This is a genomic window from Actinophytocola oryzae, from assembly GCF_004364325.1.
Classification (GTDB): Bacteria; Actinomycetota; Actinomycetes; order Mycobacteriales; family Pseudonocardiaceae; genus Actinophytocola; species Actinophytocola oryzae.
In genome coordinates, this window is the sequence record NZ_SOCP01000003.1 from 373,098 (window position 1) to 392,090 (window position 18,993).

Below are 18,993 nucleotides of genomic sequence, written 5' to 3' on the forward strand. Positions count from 1 at the left end.
GCGATCCGTTACGGAACGGTGAGGAAGTTCACGACCGTCGGGGACGCGACCGAGCGGAACTCCTCGAAGTACGCGTGCCTGGCGTGCGGGATGAGCACGGCGTGGGCGTCGGGAATCCGGTCGGCGAGCAGTGGGGCGTTGGCGGCGGGGTTGAACACGTCGTCGGCGCCGTGCAGGACGAGCGCCGGCGCCACGATCTTGGCGCACGCGTCCCAGCCGTCGTGGTTCCTGCTGGCGAGGAAGTGGCCTCGGCGGGCGTGTTGCGGCATGTCCGGGTCGCCGATGGTGTGGAACGGTCCTGGGTGCGTGGCCAGCCAGTCCGGTGTGTACATCAGCTCCAGCAGAACCCGCTGTGCCGCGTCGCGGTCGCGCTGGGCGAGGGCGCGGCGAAGCTCGGCACTGCGTTCGACGCCGTGTCGTGCGCCCGGCGACGTGCAGCCGAGGACCAGTCGCCGGACTCGCGACGGGTGGTCGGCGGCGAGCCACTGGGCCGCCCGGCCTCCCATCGAGGTGCCGTAGACGTGGGCCTGGTCGACGCCGAGGTCGTCGAGGATCGCGACCACGTCGGTGGCGAACACCCTGGTGTCGTAGCCGCTCTCGGGCTTGTCGCTGCGTCCGGTGCCTCGGTGGTCGAACACGACGGTCCGGAAGTGGGCGGCGAAGTCCTCGCGTGCCACGTCCCACCAGTGGTGGTTGTTGGACTGCCCGGCGATCAGCACGAGCACGTCGTCGCCGTGCCCGTCGACCTCGTAGTAGAGGGAGGTGCCGTCGGCGGCGTGGGCGAAACTCACGCCGCCAACGGTAAGGCTAGGCCGGGACGTCCCTTCTACGGAATCCCGTGAGGCCTGCCACTGTGACTATCGCAGCGATCACGGAAAGCAGTACCAGGGGAAGTGCGGTGACGTGGCCGCCGGGCAGCTTCGGCAGGTGCGTGAACGGCGAGATGTCCAACACCCACTGGTCGAGTCCCGCGGCACCGCCGACCAGGGTGACCAGCAGGCAGACGACGAGCGCGGCCCACGCGGCGGCCGTGGCGCGGGGCAGCAGGCCGAAGAGCAGCACTGCCACGGCCGAGAGGATCCACACCGCGGGCAGCTGGACCACCGTGCCTGCCAGGAGGCGGGGCAGTTCGCCGCCGACGTCGTGGACGTCGAGGCCGTGGGTGATGCCCATGGCGAGGCCGGCCGCGACCAGGACGACGGCCGGGCCGAGCAGGGAGAAGACGAGGTGGCCCGCGAGCCAGCGCAGTCGGCCGGTGGCCGTGCCGAGCACCGGTTCCACCCGACCGTCGGCCTCTTCGGCGCGGGCACGCAGCATGGCCTGGATGCCGTAGGCGCCGGCGATCAACCCGAAGAGGCCGGCTGTTCCCGCGAGGTAGCTGTCGATGAGGCCGGAGGCGCCGCCGAGGCGTCTGAAGGCGTCCGCCATGGCCCTGTTGTCGCCGACGAGGTCGCCGACGCCCTCGGCCAGGTAGCCCATGACGACGCCCAGTGCGACGAACCCGCCGGTCCACGCGGCGAGCAGGCCGCGGTGCAGGCGCCAGGCCAGGGCTAGGGGTGAGCCGAGAGTGCCGACGGCCGGGCCGGGGCGGGTTGGCAGGAGGCCAGCGCCGACGTCGCGGCGGCCGGACAGCAGGACCGCGACCGCGACGAACACCGCGGCCGCCGCGAGGACCACGAGTGCGAGCCAGGTCCGGTCGACGCCGAAGGGGCGGATCGCCTGCACCCAGCCGATCGGGGACAGGCCTGTCACCCAGGTGAGTGGTCCGTCGGTCATGCCGCTGACGTCGCCGACCACGCGTAGTACGTAGGCGACACCCAGGACGGTGATGCCGATGCCGCGGGCGCTGCCCGCACCCGCGGTGAGCTGGGCGGCGACCGCGGCGATGCCCGCGAACACCCAGCCGGTCGCGGCGAGTTCGAGGCCGAACGCGAGCGAACCCGCGCCGGGGAGACCCTGGCCCGCCATGGCCGCGGCGAGCACCAGACCCATGACGAGGCTGGCCGCGCACGTGGTGATCAGCGCGGCGGCGAGGGCCGCGTGCCTGCCGACGACGGTGGAGCCGACCAGCTCGCGGCGGCCGGCCTCCTCCTCGGTGCGCGTGTGCCGGATGACGGTGAGGACCGTGACGAGGCCGACCACGACGGGCACGAACCCGGCCCGCCACGCGACCAGCTCGCCGAGGCTGGACCCGAACAGCCGGCCGTAGAGGGCGACGAAGCCGGCGTTGGCGGCGCTGGTCGCCGCGTACTGGGCCTTGTCCGCGGCCGTGGGGAACACGCCGTCGATCGTGGCGATGTAGGAGACCGGGACGAGCGCGATGAACAGGACCCAGAGGGGCATGATCACGCGGTCGCGGCGCAGGATCAGGCGGACGAGCTGCCAGACGCCTGTCACCGGGCCACCTCGTAGTGGCGCAGGAACAGCTCCTCCAGCGTCGGCGGCTGGCTCACCAGCGACCGGACGCCCGCGGAAGTGAGCGCCCGCAACGCTTCCTCCAGCTGCGGCGTGTCCACGTCGAACTTCACGTGGCCGTCGCGGACCCGCAGGTCGTGCACGCCAGGCAGGTCCGCGAGGCCGTTCGCCTCGCCTGCCAGGTCCGCCTCGATCGACGTGCGGGTCAGGTGGCGCAGGTCGGCCAGGGAGCCGGTCTCGACGGTGCGGCCCACGCGGATGATCGTCACCCGGTCGCACAGCGCCTCGACCTCGGCCAGGATGTGACTCGACAGCAGCACGGTCCGGTCGCCTCGGCCCTTCTCCTCCTCGACGACCTCGCGGAACACCTCCTCCATCAACGGGTCCAGCCCCGAGGTCGGCTCGTCGAGCATGAGCAGCTCCACGTCCGACGCGAACGCCGCCACCAGCGCCACCTTCTGCCGGTTGCCCTTCGAGTAGGTGCGTGCCTTCTTGCGTGGGTCCAGGTCGAACCGCTCCAGGAGCGCGGCGCGGCGGGACTTGTCCAGGCCGCCCCGCAACCGGCCCAGCAGGTCGATCACCTCGCCGCCGGACAGGTTCGGCCACAGGGTGACATCGCCCGGCACGTACGCGAGGCGCCGGTGCAGCTGGACCGCGTCGGTCCACGGGTCGCCGTCGAGCAGGCGGACCGTGCCCGCGTCCGCGCGGATCAGACCGAGCAGCACGCGGATCGTGGTGGACTTGCCGGCCCCGTTCGGGCCGAGGAACCCGTGCACCTCACCGGCACGCACGGACAGGTCGAGCCCGTCCAGCGCCCTCGTCCGGCCGAACGCCTTGACCAGGCCCGCAACGCCGATGGCGTCAGTCATGGGTGACTCCTTTCAGTGTCGACGGCCTCGCTCAGACCGGCACGAGCGGCGGCGGCCTCCTCGGGGCTCATCAGCGGGTGCGAGTACAGGTCGAGCAACGCGTTCGCCAGCAGCGCGAAGCCCTCGGGGGTCTCCAGGTCGGCCCCCATCACCCGGGACAGGTGCCTGGACATCATCGGGAGCGCGAGGCCCCACGCCGACACCACGGCGGCACGCACCCGCGCCGACGTGAACGGTTCGTCGTCACGGCGCGCGTCGAAGGTCGCGACCCACGCCTCGCCCATCCGGGTTATCTCGTCGAACAGTTCGGCCGAACCGCCGTCGATCAGGGATCGCGCGATGTAGCGGTTGAACTGCCCCAGCGGGGCCTGCGCACTCGGCGCGCCACCGAGGTCGCCCGCCTCGAACGCCGCCCACGTCTGCTCGTTGAGCCTGCGGACGATCCCCAGCACGTACTCGTCGCACGCGTCACGCAGCGCTTCCTTGCTGCCGAAGTGGTGACGCAGCAGGCCGGACGACACCCCCGCCGTCTCGGCGATGCCCCGGATGGTCGTCCGTTCGAAGCCGTGTTCCGCGAAATGGCGCATGGCCGCGTCCCTGATCCGGGCACGCGCGGTGAGGTCCTCCGGATCCCGCTCGCTACTCACACGTGTAGTCTACTACACACACGTGTAGCCGCGTCCGCAACAATCGCACAACGTACATCCGGGCGCATTTTTCTGGACACCATTCACATTTAGGCTCCGGCGGGTTCAACCGCGTTATGGAGGCCTGATGCCCAGCAGTAGACGTGTCCGCTTACTACAAGCCGTCGGAGCGCTGACAGCGATCGCCACAGTGGCGCTGACCAGTGGTGCGACGGCTTCGGCTGCCGACACCGGTCCCTTCATCAGTGAGATCCACTACGACAACGTCGGCACGGACACGGGTGAGGCACTGGAGATCGAGGCCCCGGTGGGCTTCGACCTGACCGGGTGGCAGCTCGCCCTGTACAACGGCGCCAACAACGCGGTGTACAACACCGCCACGCTGTCCGGCACCGTCCCCGCCGCGGGCGTGGTCGTGCGGACCTACCCGACCGACGGCCTCCAGAACGGCTCACCGGACGGCGTCGCGCTCGTCCGGCCCGACGGCACCGTCGCCGAGTTCCTGTCCTACGAGGGCGGCATGACCGCCGCGGGCGGCCCGGCGAACGGCACCGCGGCCACCGACATCGGCGTGTCCGAGGGCTCCTCCACGCCGGTCGGCTTCTCTCTGCAGAAGGTCGGCGGCGTCTGGCAGGCGGCCGCGGCCAACACGTTCGGCACGCGCAACACCGGCGGTGGCGGCGACCCCGACCCGGAGCCGGGTGACTGCGACGCGCTGACCGTGGACCACACGATCGCGCAGGTCCAGGGCACGACCGACACCTCCCCGCTGGCGGGCAGCCAGGTCGTGGTCGAGGGCGTCGTGACCGCGGACCACCGCACCGGCGGCTACAACGGCATCTACGTCCAGACCGCGGGCTCCGGCGGCCGTGCACCCGCCGCGGGCACGCCGTCGGACGGCGTGTTCGTCTACCTGACGGCCAACGCCGCCAACCACCCGAGCGTCGCGATCGGCGACCAGGTGAAGGTGCGCGGCAACGTCACCGAGTTCAACGGCCTCACCGAGATCAGCATCGGCGCCAAGGCCGACGTGCAGGTGTGTGCCACCGGCACCCCGCTGCCCACGCCCGTCGCGCTGACGCTGCCGCTCGACCCGGCGGGCCGCGAGTCGGTCGAGTCGATGCTCGTCGCGCCGGTCGGCGACTACACGGTCTCCGAGGTCTACAACACCAACCGCTACGGCGAGGTCATCCTCGCGGCCGGTGACGAACCCGCGCCGATCCCGACGGACCTGTACCGCCCGAGCACGCCGGAGGCGCTGAACCAGGCCGCCGCCAACAAGCTGGCGCGGCTGCTGCTGGACGACGGCTCGACGACCAACCTCTCCACGGCGGGCCAGCTGCCGCCGTACGTGTACCCGGACGCGCCGCTGCGCGTGGGTGACCAGGTGGAGGCGTTCGCGCCGACCGTGCTGTCCTACGGCTTCGACGAGTGGCGGCTGCAGCCGACCACTCCGGTGACCGCGACGACCCCCGCCGTGGCACGCACGACGTTCAAGTCGACCAACCCGCGCACCCCGGCTCCCGAGGACGTGGGCGGCGACCTCAGGATCGCCAGCTTCAACGTGCTGAACTACTTCGTCCACTTCGGCGGCGACGCCCGTGGCGCGGACGACGAGGCCGGGCTTGCCAAGCAGGAAGCCAAGATCGTGTCCGCGATCTCCGCGCTGGGTGCCGATGTCGTCGCGCTGGAGGAGATCGAGAACTCGGTCCGCTTCGAGGCGAACGACCCGCAGAAAGCGTTGAAGCGGCTGGTCGGCGCGCTGAACGCGAAGGACGGCGCGGGCACGTGGGACTACGTGCGCTCGCCGGCGAACCTGCCGCCCGCCGCGCAGCAGGACTTCATCACCGCCGCGATCATCTTCAAGCCCGGCGCGGTGACCCCGTCCGGCGCGTCGAAGACGATCAACGACGAGACCGTGTGGTTCAACGCCCGCGAGCCGATCGCGCAGACCTTCACGTCAGGCGCCGAGACGTTCACGGTCATCGCCAACCACATGAAGTCGAAGTCCCCCTCCGACACCGCGACCGGCGACAACGCCGACACCGGTGACGGCCAGGGCCAGTTCAACGGCGACCGCATCCGCCAGGCCCACTCGCTGATCACGTTCGTGGACCAGCTGAAGGCCGAGTCGGGCAGCGACGACGTGATGATCCTGGGCGACTTCAACTCCTACACGCAGGAAGACCCGATGAAGGTCTTCTACGACGCGAACTTCCAGGACGTGTCGAACGGTGAGGCCAGCTACGTGTTCGGCGGCGAGTCCGGCTCACTCGACCACGCCGTGGCCACCCCGTCGCTCGCGGCGAAGGTCACCGGCGTGGACGTGTGGCAGATCAACTCGCACGAGTCGTTCGCGTTCGAGTACGACGGCCACCCGGCGTTCTACGCGCCGAACCCGTACCGGGCCAGCGACCACAACCCGAAGGTGATCGGCGTCTCGACGCAACCCGCGGGCCCGGTCGACCTGCAGTTGTTGGGTATCAACGACTTCCACGGCAGGCTGGAGTCACCGGCCACGGGCGCGAACGGCCCGGTCGGTGGCGCGGCACAGCTCGCGGGGCTGGTGGACCAGCTGCGTGGGCAGAACCCGAACACGCTGTTCCTGTCGGCGGGCGACAACATCGGCGCGTCGACGTTCATCTCGGCCATCGACAAGGACAACCCGACGCTCGACGCGCTGAACCTCATGGGGCTGGACGCGGCGGCGGTCGGCAACCACGAGTTCGACAAGGGCTTCGCGGACCTGACCGACCGCGTGATCCCGAAGGCGCAGTTCCCGTACCTCGGCGCGAACGTCTACCGGGGCGCGGAACGCGCGCTGCCGCCGTACGAGGTGAAGACGGTGGACGGCGTGCGGGTCGGCATCGTCGGCGTGGTGACCGAGCAGACGGCGTCGCTGGTGAGCCCGGACGGGATCGCAGGACTGACGTTCAAGGACCCGGTGCCGGAGGCGGAAGCCGTTGCCGCGCAGCTGAAGGACGGCAACGAGGCCAACGGTGAGGCCGACGTCGTGGTTCTGCTGGCGCACGAGGGCGCGGCGACCGAGAACATCGGCTCGGTGGCGGACCTGCAGAGCGACCCGGTGTTCGGCAGGTTCATGTCGATGAGCGCGAACGTCGACGCGATCCTGTCCGGACACACGCACCAGGCGTACGCGTTCGAGGCGCCCATCCCGGGCACCGACCGGCTGCGGCCGGTGGTGCAGGCCGAGGACTACGGCGTGAAGCTCTCCAGGGTCACGCTGTCGGTCGACCCGACGACCAAGCAGATCGTCGCCTCGGACGCGGCGCTGCTGGACGTCGTCGGCGCACCGTCGGACCCGGCGGTCGCGGACGTCGTGGCGCGGGCCAAGACCAACGCCGACGAGCTGGGCAAGGAGCCGCTCGGCTCGATCACCTCGGACGTCAGGCGTGCGGTCACCTCGACCGGCGCGGAGGACCGGGGCAGTGAGTCGGTGCTCGGCAACTTCATCGCGGACGTGCAGCTGGCGGGCACCAGTGACCCGGGCCGGGGCGGGGCGCAGATCGCGTTCATGAACCCGGGCGGCCTGCGTGCCGACCTCGTGTACGCGCCGGACGGCGTGGTCACCTACTCCGAGGCGTTCTCGGTGCAGCCGTTCTCCAACGACGTCGTGACCAAGACGTACACGGGTGCGCAGATCAAGCAGGCGCTGGAGGAGCAGTGGCAGCCCGCGGGCGCGTCCCGGCCGAAGCTGCACCTGGGCGTGTCCAAGGGCTTCGCCTACACCTACCTGCCGGACAACCCGGTGGGCCAGCACATCACCGGGATGACGCTGAACGGCCGGCCCGTGTCGCCGACCGGCACCTACCGGGTGACGGTCAACTCGTTCCTCGCCGCGGGTGGCGACAACTTCTTCACCCTGGCGCAGGGCACGGACGTCGTGACGACCGGCGACAACGACCTGACGATGCTGACCGACTACATCGGCGCCAACTCGCCGGTGACGGCGGACCCGGCGTCGCGGGCGACGATCGGCACCCCGGCCCCGACCTGCGACAAGACGATCACGGGTCTGAAGGTCGGCTCGGTCACCGTCACCTCGGGTCTGACCTGCGTGGACAACGCCGTGGTCCTCGGCACCATCGTGGTGCGGCAGGGCGCGTCGGTGAGCATCACGAACAGCACGATCGCCGGCGTGGTCACCGCGACCGGCGGCAAGCAGTTCTCGCTCGCGGACTCGCAGCTGGTCGCCGCGCTGACGGTGTCCGGCTCGACCGGGGCGGTCGGGGTCGAGAAGACGAAGATCCTCGGCCCGGTAGCGCTGTCCGGCAACAAGGGCGGTGTCACGGTCGACACGGCGCAGGTGACCGGCGCGATCGTGGTCACCGGCAACACCGGCGGCCCGGTCGTGATCGCGGCCAACAAGGTCACGGGTGCGCTGTCCTGCTCGGGCAACAACCCGGCACCGGGCAACGACGGAAGGAAGAACGCGGTGCGAGGTATCGCGTCGGGCCAGTGCGCGAAGCTCTGAGCCCCTGAAGGTGGAAGACCCGTCCGGCGAGCCTGCCGGGCGGGTCTTCCGCTGTTAGCGTGGCCTGTTGTGAGGATCGGACTTGGCGCCCCGGTGTCGGGCGCGTGGGCGACACCGGAGACGCTGGCCGGGTTCGCGGCCCGCGCGGAGGAACTGGGCTACGACTCGCTGTGGACGTTCCAGCGGTTGCTGGTCGGCGTGGACGACAAGCTCGGACCGGAGTACCAGAGCGTGCTGGACCCGTTGCTGGCGTTGACGTTCGCGGCGGCACACACGCGGCGGATCCGGCTCGGGGTCGCCCTGGTGAACCTGCCGTTCATCTCGCCGGTGTACCTGGCCAAGCAGGCGGCGACGCTCGATGTCCTCTCCCACGGCCGCCTCGACCTAGGTCTGGGCGTCGGCTGGTCCCCGACGGAGTTCGCGGCGACCGGCGCCTCACGTGAACGGCGCGGCGCGCGGGCGGAGGAGTACGTCCGCGTGCTGCGAACACTGTGGACGGAGGACCCCGTCTCGTTCGACGGCGAGTTCTACCAGGTGCCGCCGAGCCACATTGCGCCGCGACCGGTGCAGGTTGGTGGGCCGCCGATCCTGCTGGGCGGCGTGGTGCCCGCGGCGCTGCGACGGGCAGGGCGGATCGCGGCGGGCTGGATGAGCCGCAGTGCCCACGACCTGGACGGCATCGCGGAGGACATCGCGGTCGTCCGGGGGGCGTCGCCGGAGCCGTCGTCGGTCCGGGTGGTGGTGAGGGGCGTGATCCGCCTCGGCGAGCGGAAGGGCCGCCTTTCCGGCACGTACGACGACATCCGCGCCGACACGGCGTGGCTCGCGGAGCAGGGCGTGACCGAGCTGTACTACGACCTCAACTGGGACAGGCGGATCGGCAACCCGACCGTGCCCGCCGACGACGCCACCGCACTGGCCATGGAGATCGCCGAGGCCCTCGCCCCCGCCCGGCACTGAAGGACGCCTTCCCAGCCCCGACCACCGCCCACCGCACGTTCCGAAGGACGCCTTCCTAACGCCCAGCGTTACGAAGGACGCCTTCCTAACGCTGGACGCACCGAAGAACGCCCTCCCAGCCCCGACCACCGCCCACCGCACGTTCCGAAGGACGCCTTCCTAACGCCCAGCGTTACGAAGGACGCCTTCCTAACGCTGGACGCACCGAAGGACGCCTTCATTACGCTGGGGCGGGCCGAAGGGTGCGAGCCGGGCGGGTGGGTGCGAGCGGAGCGGGTGCCAGCGGAGCCGGGCGGGCCAGCGGAGCCGGCGGGTGCCAGCGGAGCCGGGCGGGTGCCAGCGGGCCGAAGCCCGGGCCCGGCAGGTCGGTTGCCGGGGCCAAGACCGGACGCGGGAGGGACGGGACCGGACCCGGGCGTGCCAACCGGTGTTCGAGGCCGGGCGTACCAACCGGTGGGTCAGGGCCGGGCGTGTCACAGCCGGGTGGATCAAGCGCGGGTGGATCAAGCGCGGGTGGATCAAGCGCGGGTGGGTCCGTGGGTCGAACCGACGGCCCGGCGCCGGTTCGGGGCATTTCGGGCATTGCTGGAGTCCATGGCGGGTTCCGTGAACATTCGTGGGGTCGATCCGGCATGCTCTGCGGCGCGGGCGCGGGGCCCGCAGGGGTGGAGAAGCGACCACATGGACACGACCGACCAGTTCGCGGTGCCCGCGACCCTGGGCAGCCCGGCCAGGACGACGGCACCGCGTGGTATCGGCAGATGGCTGCTCCACCACCAGGTCGCACCCGTCGGCCCCGAGTCGAGCGGGGGTCACGGCAAGCCGCAGCCGTGGTGGAAGGTCATGTGCCTCACCGGCGTCGACTACTTCTCCACCCTGTCCTACCTGCCTGCGATCGCGGCGCTCGCGGCCGGCGCGCTCTCGCCGCTCGCCACGCTCCTGATCGTGGCGCTCACGCTCTTCGGCATGCTGCCCATGTACCGCCGCGTGGCACGCGAGTCGCCCAACGGCCAGGGCTCCGTCGCGATGCTGGAGACGTTGCTGCCCTTCTGGCGCGGCAAGATCTTCGTGCTGGTGCTGCTGGGCTTCGTCGCCACCTCGTGGCTCATCACGATCACGCTGTCCGCCGCCGACGCGTCCGTGCACATGGTCGAGAACCCCGCGTTCCCCGCCGTGCTGCACGGCCACGAGGTCATCATCACCGTCGTACTGCTGCTCGTCCTCGGCGGCGTGTTCCTGCTGGGCTTCTCCGAGGCCATCGGCGTCGCCATCCCGCTCGTCGCGATCTTCCTCGTGCTCAACGCGGTCATCGTCGTCGTCGGGGCCGTGGACGTGTTCGGCGAGCCGGACGCCCTCTCGCGCTGGACCGACCGGCTCACCGAGAGCGGCGGCGGCTTCCTCGACATCGCCGGTCCTGCCGTGCTCGCGTTCCCGCTGCTGGTGCTGGGCCTGTCCGGCTTCGAGACCGGCGTGTCGATGATGCCGCTCATCAAGGCCGACAACCCGGAGCAGAAGGTCCGCAACACCGCCAAGCTGCTGGCCACCGCGGCTCTGGTCATGTCGGTGTACCTGGTCGCGACCAGCTTCATCACGACCGTGCTCATCCCGCCGAGGGAGTTCGAGGACGGCGGCGAGGCCAGTGGCCGCGCACTCGCCTACCTCGCGCACGAGCACCTCGGCGCGGCCTTCGGCACCGTCTACGACATCTCCAGCGTCCTGATCCTCTGGTTCGCCGGCGCCTCCGCGATGGCCGGACTGATCAACATCGTGCCCCGCTACCTGCCCGCGTACGGCATGGCGCCGGAGTGGGGCCGGGCCGTGCGCCCCGTGGTGCTCGTCTACACGGTGATCAGCATCGGCATCACGGTCGCGTTCGGCGCGGACGTCAACGCGCAGGCCGGCGCGTACGCGACCGGGATCCTCGCCATGATGGTGTCCGGCGCGGTCGCCGTGACGATCTCGGCGTTCCGCAAGGGGCAGACCAGGGGCGGCATCGCGTTCACGGTGCTCACGCTCGTCCTCCTGTACGCCCTGGTCGAGAACGTGATCGAGAAGCCGGACGGCATCGCCATCTCCGCGGCCTTCATCGCGGGGATCATCGTGGTGTCGCTGGTCTCCCGCGTCACCCGCACGACGGAGCTCCGGGTCGACCGCATCGAGTTCGACGAGCCGGCGCGCCGCTTCGTCACCGACAGCATCGCCTTCGACGACCGCCTCGACCTCGTGGCCAACAAGCGGCAGGCGGGCGACGAGGCCGAGTACGACGCGAAGGAGGCCGAGCAGCGGGGCATGAACCCGGTGCCCGGCGCCGCGGACGTGCTGTTCATCGAGATCGACGTCGTCGACCCGTCCGAGTTCGCGAACGTGCTGGTGGTGCGGGGCGTCTCGGTCGGCACACACCGCATCCTCCGCGTCGAGGCACCCGCCGCCCCGAACGCCATCGCCGCGATCCTGCTGGCACTGCGCGACGCGACCGGCAGGCGGCCGCGCTGCTACTTCGAGTGGTCGGAGGGCAACCCGCTCGGGCACCTGTTCCGCTACCTGATCCTCGGCCAGGGCGACACGCCTCCGGTCGTCCGGGAGATCCTCCGCCAGCACGAGCCGGACCCCGCGCGGCGCCCGCGCATCCACGTCGGCGGCTGATACCCAGCGTGAGGAAGGCGTACTTCGGTGCACCCAGCGTGAGGATGGCGTCCTCCAACGCGCTTCGGCCTTGACTTCACGTGTGGACGATGGCTGAGATGGATCAGTGATCGCCGAGACCAAGCCGCAGGTGACGGACGACTCGGTGACGTTCCGGCTTCCCGACGCCGACTCCGCGCTGGAGAGCACCCGTCTGCTCCCCGCACTGTCCCTTCCGGACACCGGACTCGAGTTCACCTTCGACGACGGCTCGTGGCGGCTCACGCTCCCCCGGCCGCCGGTCGACCGCATGGAGTACCGGCTCCAGTTGCGACATCCGGCGGGTGACCTCGAGGAGATCTGCGACCCCGGCAACCCCCTGCGCGCGCCGGGTGCCTTCGGCGACAAGTCGGTGGTCGAGTTCCCCGGCTACACCGCCCCCGACTGGCTCGCGGCCCACGTGGCCGACGCCGAGGTCACCGACCTCGCCGTGCCCGCGCCGCTGCTCGGCGGTGAGGTCGCCGTGCGGCTCTGGTCGCCCGCGCAGGCGGCGGAACCGCTTCCCCTGCTCGTGGCCCACGACGGCCCCGAGTACGACGCGCTCTCGGGTCTCACCGCGTACGCGGGGGCGATGGTCGAGTCGGGCACGCTGCCGCCCTTCCGGGTCGCGCTGCTCGCGCCGGGCAACCGCGACGAGGAGTACGCGGCCAACCCCCGGTATGCCGCGACCCTGCACCAGCGGGTCCTGCCGACGCTGCGGCAGCTGGTGGCCGTGCGGGAGCCGGTCGTCGGCATGGGCGCGAGCCTCGGCGGCCTCGCCATGCTGCACGCGCAACGCGCACTTCCCGGCCTGTTCGGCGGGCTGTTCCTGCAGTCCGCCTCGTTCCTGACCGTCGACCTCGACCCGCAGGAGCAGCACCGGTTCAGCAGGTTCGGGCAGGTCAGCGTGTACGTGGCGGACGTGCCGCGCTCGGTGCCGAGCGAGACCGTGCCCGTCGTGATGACCTGCGGTCTCGCCGAGGAGAACCTCGCCAACAACCGGCAGATGGCCGCGATCCTCGCCAGGCAGGGCTACGACGCCCGGCTGGTCGAGGTGGCCGACGCGCACAACTACGTCGGCTGGCGCGACGCCTTCGACCCGTCCCTGACCGCCCTCCTGCGCGCCGTGTGGACCGCCTGATGCGCCGTGACCAGTACGAGGTCGGCGGTGGCACCGTGATCGCCTACGGCCACTACGGCCGCCCGTTCCTCGTGTTCCCCTCCGAGCAGGGCCGAGCGTGGGACTTCGAGGCCAACGGCATGATCGACGGCGTTCGGGGTCTGCTCGAGGACGGCCGGGTGAAGCTCTACTGCGTGGACTCACTCGACGCCGACTCCTGGTCGAACAAGTCGATCCCGCTCGAGGAGCGGGCGCACCGGCACGGCGTGTACGAGTCGTGGATCCTCGGCGACGTCCTGCCGTCGATCCACGCGGACTGCGGCGGCCCGACCGAGGTGGCCACGCTCGGCTGCTCGCTCGGCGCGTTCCACGCCGTCCTGTTCGGACTCCGCCGCGCCGACCTGTTCCCGCTCGCCGTCGGCATGTCCGGCAACTACGACCCGGCCACGTGGCACGGGTGGGGCGACCGCGGCGAGGCGGCGTACTTCACGAACCCGACCGACTTCGTGCCCAACCTGCACGGCGACCACCTCGACTGGCTCCGCGACCGGCTGTCACTGCTGCTGGTCGTCGGGCAGGGCCAGTGGGAGGACACGACCGGCTCCCTGTCCTCCACCCGCCACTTCGCACAGCTGGCCCAGAGCAAGGGCCTTCGGTGCGAGCTGGACGTGTGGGGCCACGACGTGCCGCACGACTGGCCGTCCTGGCGGGCCCAGCTCGCCCATCACCTACCCCGTTTCTGCTAGGAGGATCGCGTGGACCGCACGGAACACCTGCTGGGCCTCCTGCTGGGCACCGAGGAGGACTGGCCGAGGGCGTTCGAGGAGCTCGTGCGCAGGCTCGGCCCGGTCAGCCACGACGGCGCCGACCACACGTTGCGCACCGAGCGGATCACCATCGAGCCGTTCGACCTGCGGGCGAAGCCGACCTACCACCTGGTGATCGACCGGCTGGCCTACTGGTACTACGTGCCCCGCGAGTGGCTGAAGAAGGCCGCGCTAATGGACGACGTGTACCTGCTCAACAGCCCGTTCACGTTCCAGTCCATGGAGAAGCACGCCGCGTACTGCGCGATGATCAGGCTGGGCCTGAAGGTGCCGGACACCTGGCTGGTGCCGTACAAGAACCCGGTCGACAACGCGCGCTACGCCTACACGGCGGCGAAGTACAACCAGCCGTTCGACCTCGACGAGATCGCCGACAGCATCGGCTATCCGCTGTACATGAAGCCCTACGACGGCGGTGCGTGGCGTGGCGTGTCCCGCATCCGCGACGACGAGACGCTGCACCACGCGTACGACGAGTCGGGCGAGATGCTGATGCACCTGCAGGCATCCGTGGAGCCCTACGACGTGTTCGCGCGGTCGCTGACCATCGGCCCGGACAGCATGGTGATGAAGTTCCAGCCGGACCAGCCGATGCACAACCGCTACGCCGTGGACCACTCGTTCCTGTCGGCGAGCGCGGGCGAGGAGGTGCTGACGATCTCCCGGCTCATCAACGCGTTCTTCCGCTGGGAGTTCAACTCCTGCGAGAGCCTGGTCCTCGGGGAGTCCGTGCACCCGATCGACTACGCGAACGCGTGCCCGGACATCTCCATCACCTCGCTGCACTACTACTTCCCGTGGGCCATCGGGACACTGCTGAAGTGGTCGGTGTTCTGCGCGGTGTCGGGCCGCAGGCCGAGGCTGGACCTGGACACCCGCAACTACTTCGCGGTGGCCGACTCGGACCGGACCTACGACGAGAAGCTCACCGAGTACCGGCGCCTGGCCGACGACTACTTCGAAACCGAGCGTTACCAGGACTTCTGCGCGACCTCACTGTCCCACGTGGACAGCATGGTGCGGGACTGGGTGACGTCACCGGCCTTCGACGACCTGCTGGTCGAGACCGTGCGCTCGACCTACCCGGCGAGCGAGCACGACCGGTTCGTCGCGCACTTCCGCGGGTTACTCGGCCTGTGGGTCGCGGACAACGCGTAGTTCCTCGAGGAGGGTCGCCTGCAGCCGGCGCCACAGGACCGCGGCGAGCGAGATCCTGGCGACGCCGGTCGCGGTGAGGTCCTGGATCGACAGGTCCTGGCGCTTCATCGCGTTCACCGGCGCGCCCACCTCGTCGACGAACGCCTTCATACCGGTCCCGAGCAGGATCGGGTAGACGCAGTCCGCGCCTGCCGCCAGGTACGCCCTCGCCCGCGAGATCCCCTCCTCCAGCACGCTGTCCTGGTCCTTCGCGGACAGGAACACGTCCACCCTGGCATTGATCACGAGGTCCTGACCGGCCGCCGCGCGGACGGCGGCAAGGTAGTCCGCCTGCCTGTCCGCCGGGACGAGACCGCCGCCGACGTGGTCGGTGTCCTCGAGGTTGCAGCCGACCGCGCCCACGTCCAGCAGCCGGGCGGCCAGTTCGGCGGGCGGCAGGCCGTAGCCCGCCTCGGCGTCGACCGTCACCGGGACGTCGACCGCACGGGTGATCCGGCGGGCCGCGGCGAACATCTCGTCGACGTCGGCCGCCTGGTGGTCCGCATGGCCGAGTGACTCGGCCACCGCGAGCGAGCTGGTCGCGACCACGGGGAACCCCGCCTCGACGACCAGCCTCGCGGTCCCCGCGTCCCACACGTTCGGCAGCACGAGCGGCCGGCCGGGGACGTGCAGGGACCGCAGCAGCGCGGCCGTCATCGGGTCGGCAGCGCGGGGCGGGCGGGCACGGCCAGCCGGTTGTAGCCGTTGATGATCACCACGAGCCAGACCACCGCCTGGTACTGCGCCTCGGTGAGCACCTTGGTGGCGTACTCGTAGACCTCGTCGGGCACGTCGCGGGTCTCGGACAGCCGGGTGATCGTCTCGGCCAGCTCGAGCGCCGCACGCTCCTGCTCGCTGTACAGGTCGGTCTCGCGCCACGCGGCGAGCAGGTTCAGCCTGCGCGGGTCCTCGCCGTGCTCGAGCGAGTCGGCGGTGTGCATGTCGAGGCAGAAGGCGCACGCGTTCATCTGCGACGCCCGGATCTTCACCAGCTCCATGAGCTTGTCGTCGAGTCCCGCTGCCTTCCCCGCCTTCACGACCTCCGTCGACGCCGCGTAGAAGGCCTTGAACGCGGCGGGGATGGCGTTGGAGATGTCGATTCGCTGTGTCATGCCAACCACGCTAGCCCCAACCTGTCCACGGGTAGAGTCCAGTTTCGTGGCAGAAACGTGGACCAGTTCGTCGGTCGACGCCCACCTGGACTGGACCCCGGGCAGCGGCAGGCAGGCGCTCGCGCACGCCATCCGCACCGCCATCCGGGACGGCCGGTGGCAGCCGGACGCGGTCGTGCCGTCCACCCGCGCGCTCGCCGCCGACCTCGGCGTCGCCAGGGGCACGGTCACCCGCGTGTACGCCGACCTGGCCGCCGAGGGCTACCTGCGGACCGCGCAGGGGGCGCCGACCAGGGTCGCGACCGCGGGTGCCGCGCCGCTGTCGTCACCGGACCCCGCCCACGTCCGGGGGGCGCGGCCGAGGTGGACGCTCATGCCGGGCCAGCCCGACCCGTCGCTGTTCCCCCGCGACCTGTGGCTGGCCGCGACCCGCCGGGTACTGGCCCACACGCCCAACGACACCTTCGGGTACGGCGAGCCGCGTGGCTCGCTCGTGCTGCGCAACACCCTCGCCGCGTACCTGGGGCGCAGCCGCGGCGTGCTCGCCGACCCGGCGCGGGTCGTGGTCGTCGGCGGGTTCAGCCACGCGGTGACCGTGCTCGGCCACGCCCTCGCCGACCTCGGCATGCACGAGATGGCGTTCGAGGACCCGTCGATCGACCGGTTCCGGCAGGTCGCGACGGCAGTGGGCCAGCGGGTCGTCGGCGTGCCGGTCGACGGCGACGGGCTCGTCGTGGCCGAGCTGGACAGCCCCTCGGTGGTCGTGACCCCCGCCCACCAGGCACCGCTGGGCGTCACGATGGCTCCGGCCCGCCGCACCGCGCTGACCAGGCACGGTGCGCTGGTGATCGAGGACGACTACGACGGCGAGTTCCGCTACGACCACCACCAGGTGGGCGCGCTGCAGGCGCTCGCGCCGGAACGGGTGGTCTACGCGGGCACGGCCAGCAAGTCGCTGTCGCCGTCGCTGCGCCTCGGCTGGCTGGTGCTGCCGAGGTTCCTCGTGGACCCGGTGGTCGCGGCGCTGCGGCGCACCGGCATGGTGCCGCCCACGATCGACCAGCTCGTGCTCGCCGACATGATCAGCTCGGGTGCGTACGACCGGCACGTGCGGCGCTGCCGGCTGGAGTACCGGTCCCGCCGCGACCGGCTGGCCGCCGCGCTGCCCGCACACGTCGTCCCGCACGGCATCTCCGCGGGCCTGCAGCTGTTCGTCCCGCTGTCCCCCGAACAGGAGGCCGCGGTCCCCGCCGCCGCGGCACGCCACTCCCTCGCCATCGAGCGTGCCAGTCCACACGCGATCCGGGCCACGGACCCGTTGACGGGACTCATGATCGGCTACGGCGCGCCGACGAAGCCGTCGTTCGCGGGGGCGCTGACGGCGTTGTTGGGCGTATTGGGTGATATCGGCGTGTAGCGCCAGGTGTCCAGTTCTGTCAACGAAACCCCACGACAATCACCGACTGGCCGCGCACCGTTCACCTGTTGGTCGTGTTGACGGCTCAGGCTTCCGGGTAGTCGCCCGGGCGGAGGTGGGTCCAGCATGGACGTGTCGCTGATAGTGGTCGTGGTCGTCATCACGGCGCTGGCTTTCGATTTCACCAACGGATTCCATGACACCGCGAACGCGATGGCCACGTCCATCGCGACCGGTGCGCTGCCGCCGAAGGTGGCGGTCGGCATCTCGGCGGTGCTGAACCTGGTCGGTGCCTTCATCTCGATCGAAGTCGCGAAGACCATCAGCAACGGCATCATCGACGAGGGACTGATCACCCCGACAGTGATCTTCGGCGGCCTGATCGGCGCGATCGTGTGGAACCTCGCGACCTGGTTGCTGGGCCTGCCGTCCAGTTCCTCGCACGCCCTGTTCGGCGGGTTGATCGGCGCCGCCTGGGTGGCCGCGGGCGCGGACGCCGTGCACTTCACGACCGTGCTGGAGAAGATCGTGATCCCGGCGCTGGCCGCGCCGCTGGTCGCGTGTCTCGCCTCGACGCTGTCCACCTACTTCGCCTACACGATCACCGGCCGCACCCGGGACACCACCCGGAAGCGCGGGTTCCGGGTTGGACAGATCGTCACGGCGTCACTCGTCTCGCTCGCCCACGGCACCAACGACGCCCAGAAGACCATGGGGGTCATCACGCTGACGCTGATCACCGCGGGCAGCCTGCCGAAGGAGTCGTCCCCGCCGGTGTGGGTGATCATCTCCGCGGGCACCGCGATCGCGCTCGGCACCTACCTCGGCGGCTGGCGGATCATCCGCACGATGGGCAAGGGCATCACCGACATCGAGACACCGCAGGGCTTCGCCGCCGAGGCGAGCGCGACCGCGGTGATCCTCACGTCGTCGCACGTCGGGTTCGCACTGTCCACGACGCACGTCGTGTCCGGCGGCATCGTGGGTGCCGGCCTCGGCAAGCGGCTCTCCGAGGTGCGGTGGGGCACGGCGGGTCGGATCGTCATCGCGTGGGTGCTCACCCTGCCCGCGGCCGCCGTGGTCGGCGCGCTGTCCGGCAGCATCGCCGAGCTGGGCACCGGCGGCACGATCGCCGTCGCCGTGGTCGGGATCGCGATCGCCGTAGGTGTGTACCTGCTCTCGCGCCGCAGCCCGGTCGGTTCGCACAACGTCAACGAGGACCACGAGGCCCCCGCCGCCACCAGGGCCCCGGCCGCCGCCTGAGGAGGAACGC

Annotated in this window: 14 protein-coding genes; 8 read left to right on the forward strand and 6 right to left on the reverse strand. The window is 70.8% G+C overall.

The features are described 5' to 3' along the window. Positions 1-8: 8 nt before the first annotated feature. From CLV71_RS09140 to CLV71_RS50105, 4 genes are read right to left on the reverse strand one after another with little or no spacing between them, the layout of a single operon-like run. Positions 9-791, reverse strand: a complete 783-nt coding sequence (locus CLV71_RS09140; RefSeq protein WP_133902199.1) for an alpha/beta fold hydrolase — start codon at positions 789-791, stop codon at positions 9-11. 16 nt (positions 792-807) lie between these two features. Continuing rightward, entirely contained in the window at positions 808-2,397 is a 1,590-nt protein-coding gene (locus CLV71_RS09145; RefSeq protein WP_133902200.1) for an ABC transporter permease, read from the reverse strand. Then, positions 2,394-3,284, reverse strand: a complete 891-nt coding sequence (locus CLV71_RS09150) for an ABC transporter ATP-binding protein (RefSeq protein ID WP_133902201.1) — start codon at positions 3,282-3,284, stop codon at positions 2,394-2,396. Before CLV71_RS09150 ends, CLV71_RS09145 begins: the two co-directional genes overlap by 4 nt. Continuing rightward, the gene (locus CLV71_RS50105) at positions 3,281-3,931 is read right to left on the reverse strand and encodes a TetR/AcrR family transcriptional regulator (protein WP_279588718.1); all 651 of its coding nucleotides are present in this window, start codon (positions 3,929-3,931) and stop codon (positions 3,281-3,283) included. Before CLV71_RS50105 ends, CLV71_RS09150 begins: the two co-directional genes overlap by 4 nt. 127 nt (positions 3,932-4,058) lie before the next feature. On the opposite strand from CLV71_RS50105, the gene CLV71_RS09160 reads away from it, so the two are divergent. The 6 genes from CLV71_RS09160 to CLV71_RS09185 all read left to right on the forward strand — a co-directional run bounded on the left by CLV71_RS09160 (position 4,059) and on the right by CLV71_RS09185 (position 15,152). After that, the gene (locus CLV71_RS09160) at positions 4,059-8,426 is read left to right on the forward strand and encodes an ExeM/NucH family extracellular endonuclease (protein WP_133902202.1); all 4,368 of its coding nucleotides are present in this window, start codon (positions 4,059-4,061) and stop codon (positions 8,424-8,426) included. Between the two features lie 69 nt (positions 8,427-8,495). After that, positions 8,496-9,386, forward strand: a complete 891-nt coding sequence (locus CLV71_RS09165; protein ID WP_133902203.1) for a TIGR03619 family F420-dependent LLM class oxidoreductase — start codon at positions 8,496-8,498, stop codon at positions 9,384-9,386. 681 nt (positions 9,387-10,067) lie between these two features. After that, positions 10,068-12,029, forward strand: coding sequence for an APC family permease (locus tag CLV71_RS09170; RefSeq protein WP_133902204.1), 1,962 nt, complete (start codon positions 10,068-10,070; stop codon positions 12,027-12,029). A 106-nt stretch (positions 12,030-12,135) separates the two neighbouring features. Then, a complete protein-coding gene (locus tag CLV71_RS09175; RefSeq protein WP_133902205.1) occupies positions 12,136-13,188 on the forward strand; it encodes an alpha/beta hydrolase in 1,053 nt (350 codons plus the stop codon). Further along, positions 13,188-13,913 (forward strand): esterase family protein, encoded by a 726-nt coding sequence (locus CLV71_RS09180; protein ID WP_133902206.1) that lies wholly within the window; start codon positions 13,188-13,190, stop codon positions 13,911-13,913. Before CLV71_RS09175 ends, CLV71_RS09180 begins: the two co-directional genes overlap by 1 nt. 9 nt (positions 13,914-13,922) lie before the next feature. Further along, positions 13,923-15,152 carry an ATP-grasp domain-containing protein gene (locus CLV71_RS09185; RefSeq protein ID WP_133902207.1) on the forward strand — a complete coding sequence of 410 codons (1,230 nt, stop codon included), beginning with the start codon at positions 13,923-13,925 and terminating at the stop codon, positions 15,150-15,152. Here CLV71_RS09185 and CLV71_RS09190 read toward each other — a convergent pair. Then, entirely contained in the window at positions 15,120-15,848 is a 729-nt protein-coding gene (locus CLV71_RS09190; RefSeq protein ID WP_133902208.1) for an isocitrate lyase/PEP mutase family protein, read from the reverse strand. The genes CLV71_RS09185 and CLV71_RS09190 overlap by 33 nt on opposite strands. After that, positions 15,845-16,303, reverse strand: a complete 459-nt coding sequence (locus CLV71_RS09195) for a carboxymuconolactone decarboxylase family protein (protein ID WP_133902209.1) — start codon at positions 16,301-16,303, stop codon at positions 15,845-15,847. The genes CLV71_RS09190 and CLV71_RS09195 overlap by 4 nt, the downstream gene beginning before the upstream one ends. 46 nt (positions 16,304-16,349) lie before the next feature. On the opposite strand from CLV71_RS09195, the gene CLV71_RS09200 reads away from it, so the two are divergent. Both CLV71_RS09200 and CLV71_RS09205 read left to right on the forward strand, forming a co-directional pair. Then, positions 16,350-17,720, forward strand: coding sequence for an aminotransferase-like domain-containing protein (locus tag CLV71_RS09200; protein WP_133902210.1), 1,371 nt, complete (start codon positions 16,350-16,352; stop codon positions 17,718-17,720). Positions 17,721-17,846: 126 nt separating this feature from the next. Further along, positions 17,847-18,983, forward strand: a complete 1,137-nt coding sequence (locus CLV71_RS09205) for an inorganic phosphate transporter (protein ID WP_133902211.1) — start codon at positions 17,847-17,849, stop codon at positions 18,981-18,983. Positions 18,984-18,993 lie beyond the last annotated feature (10 nt).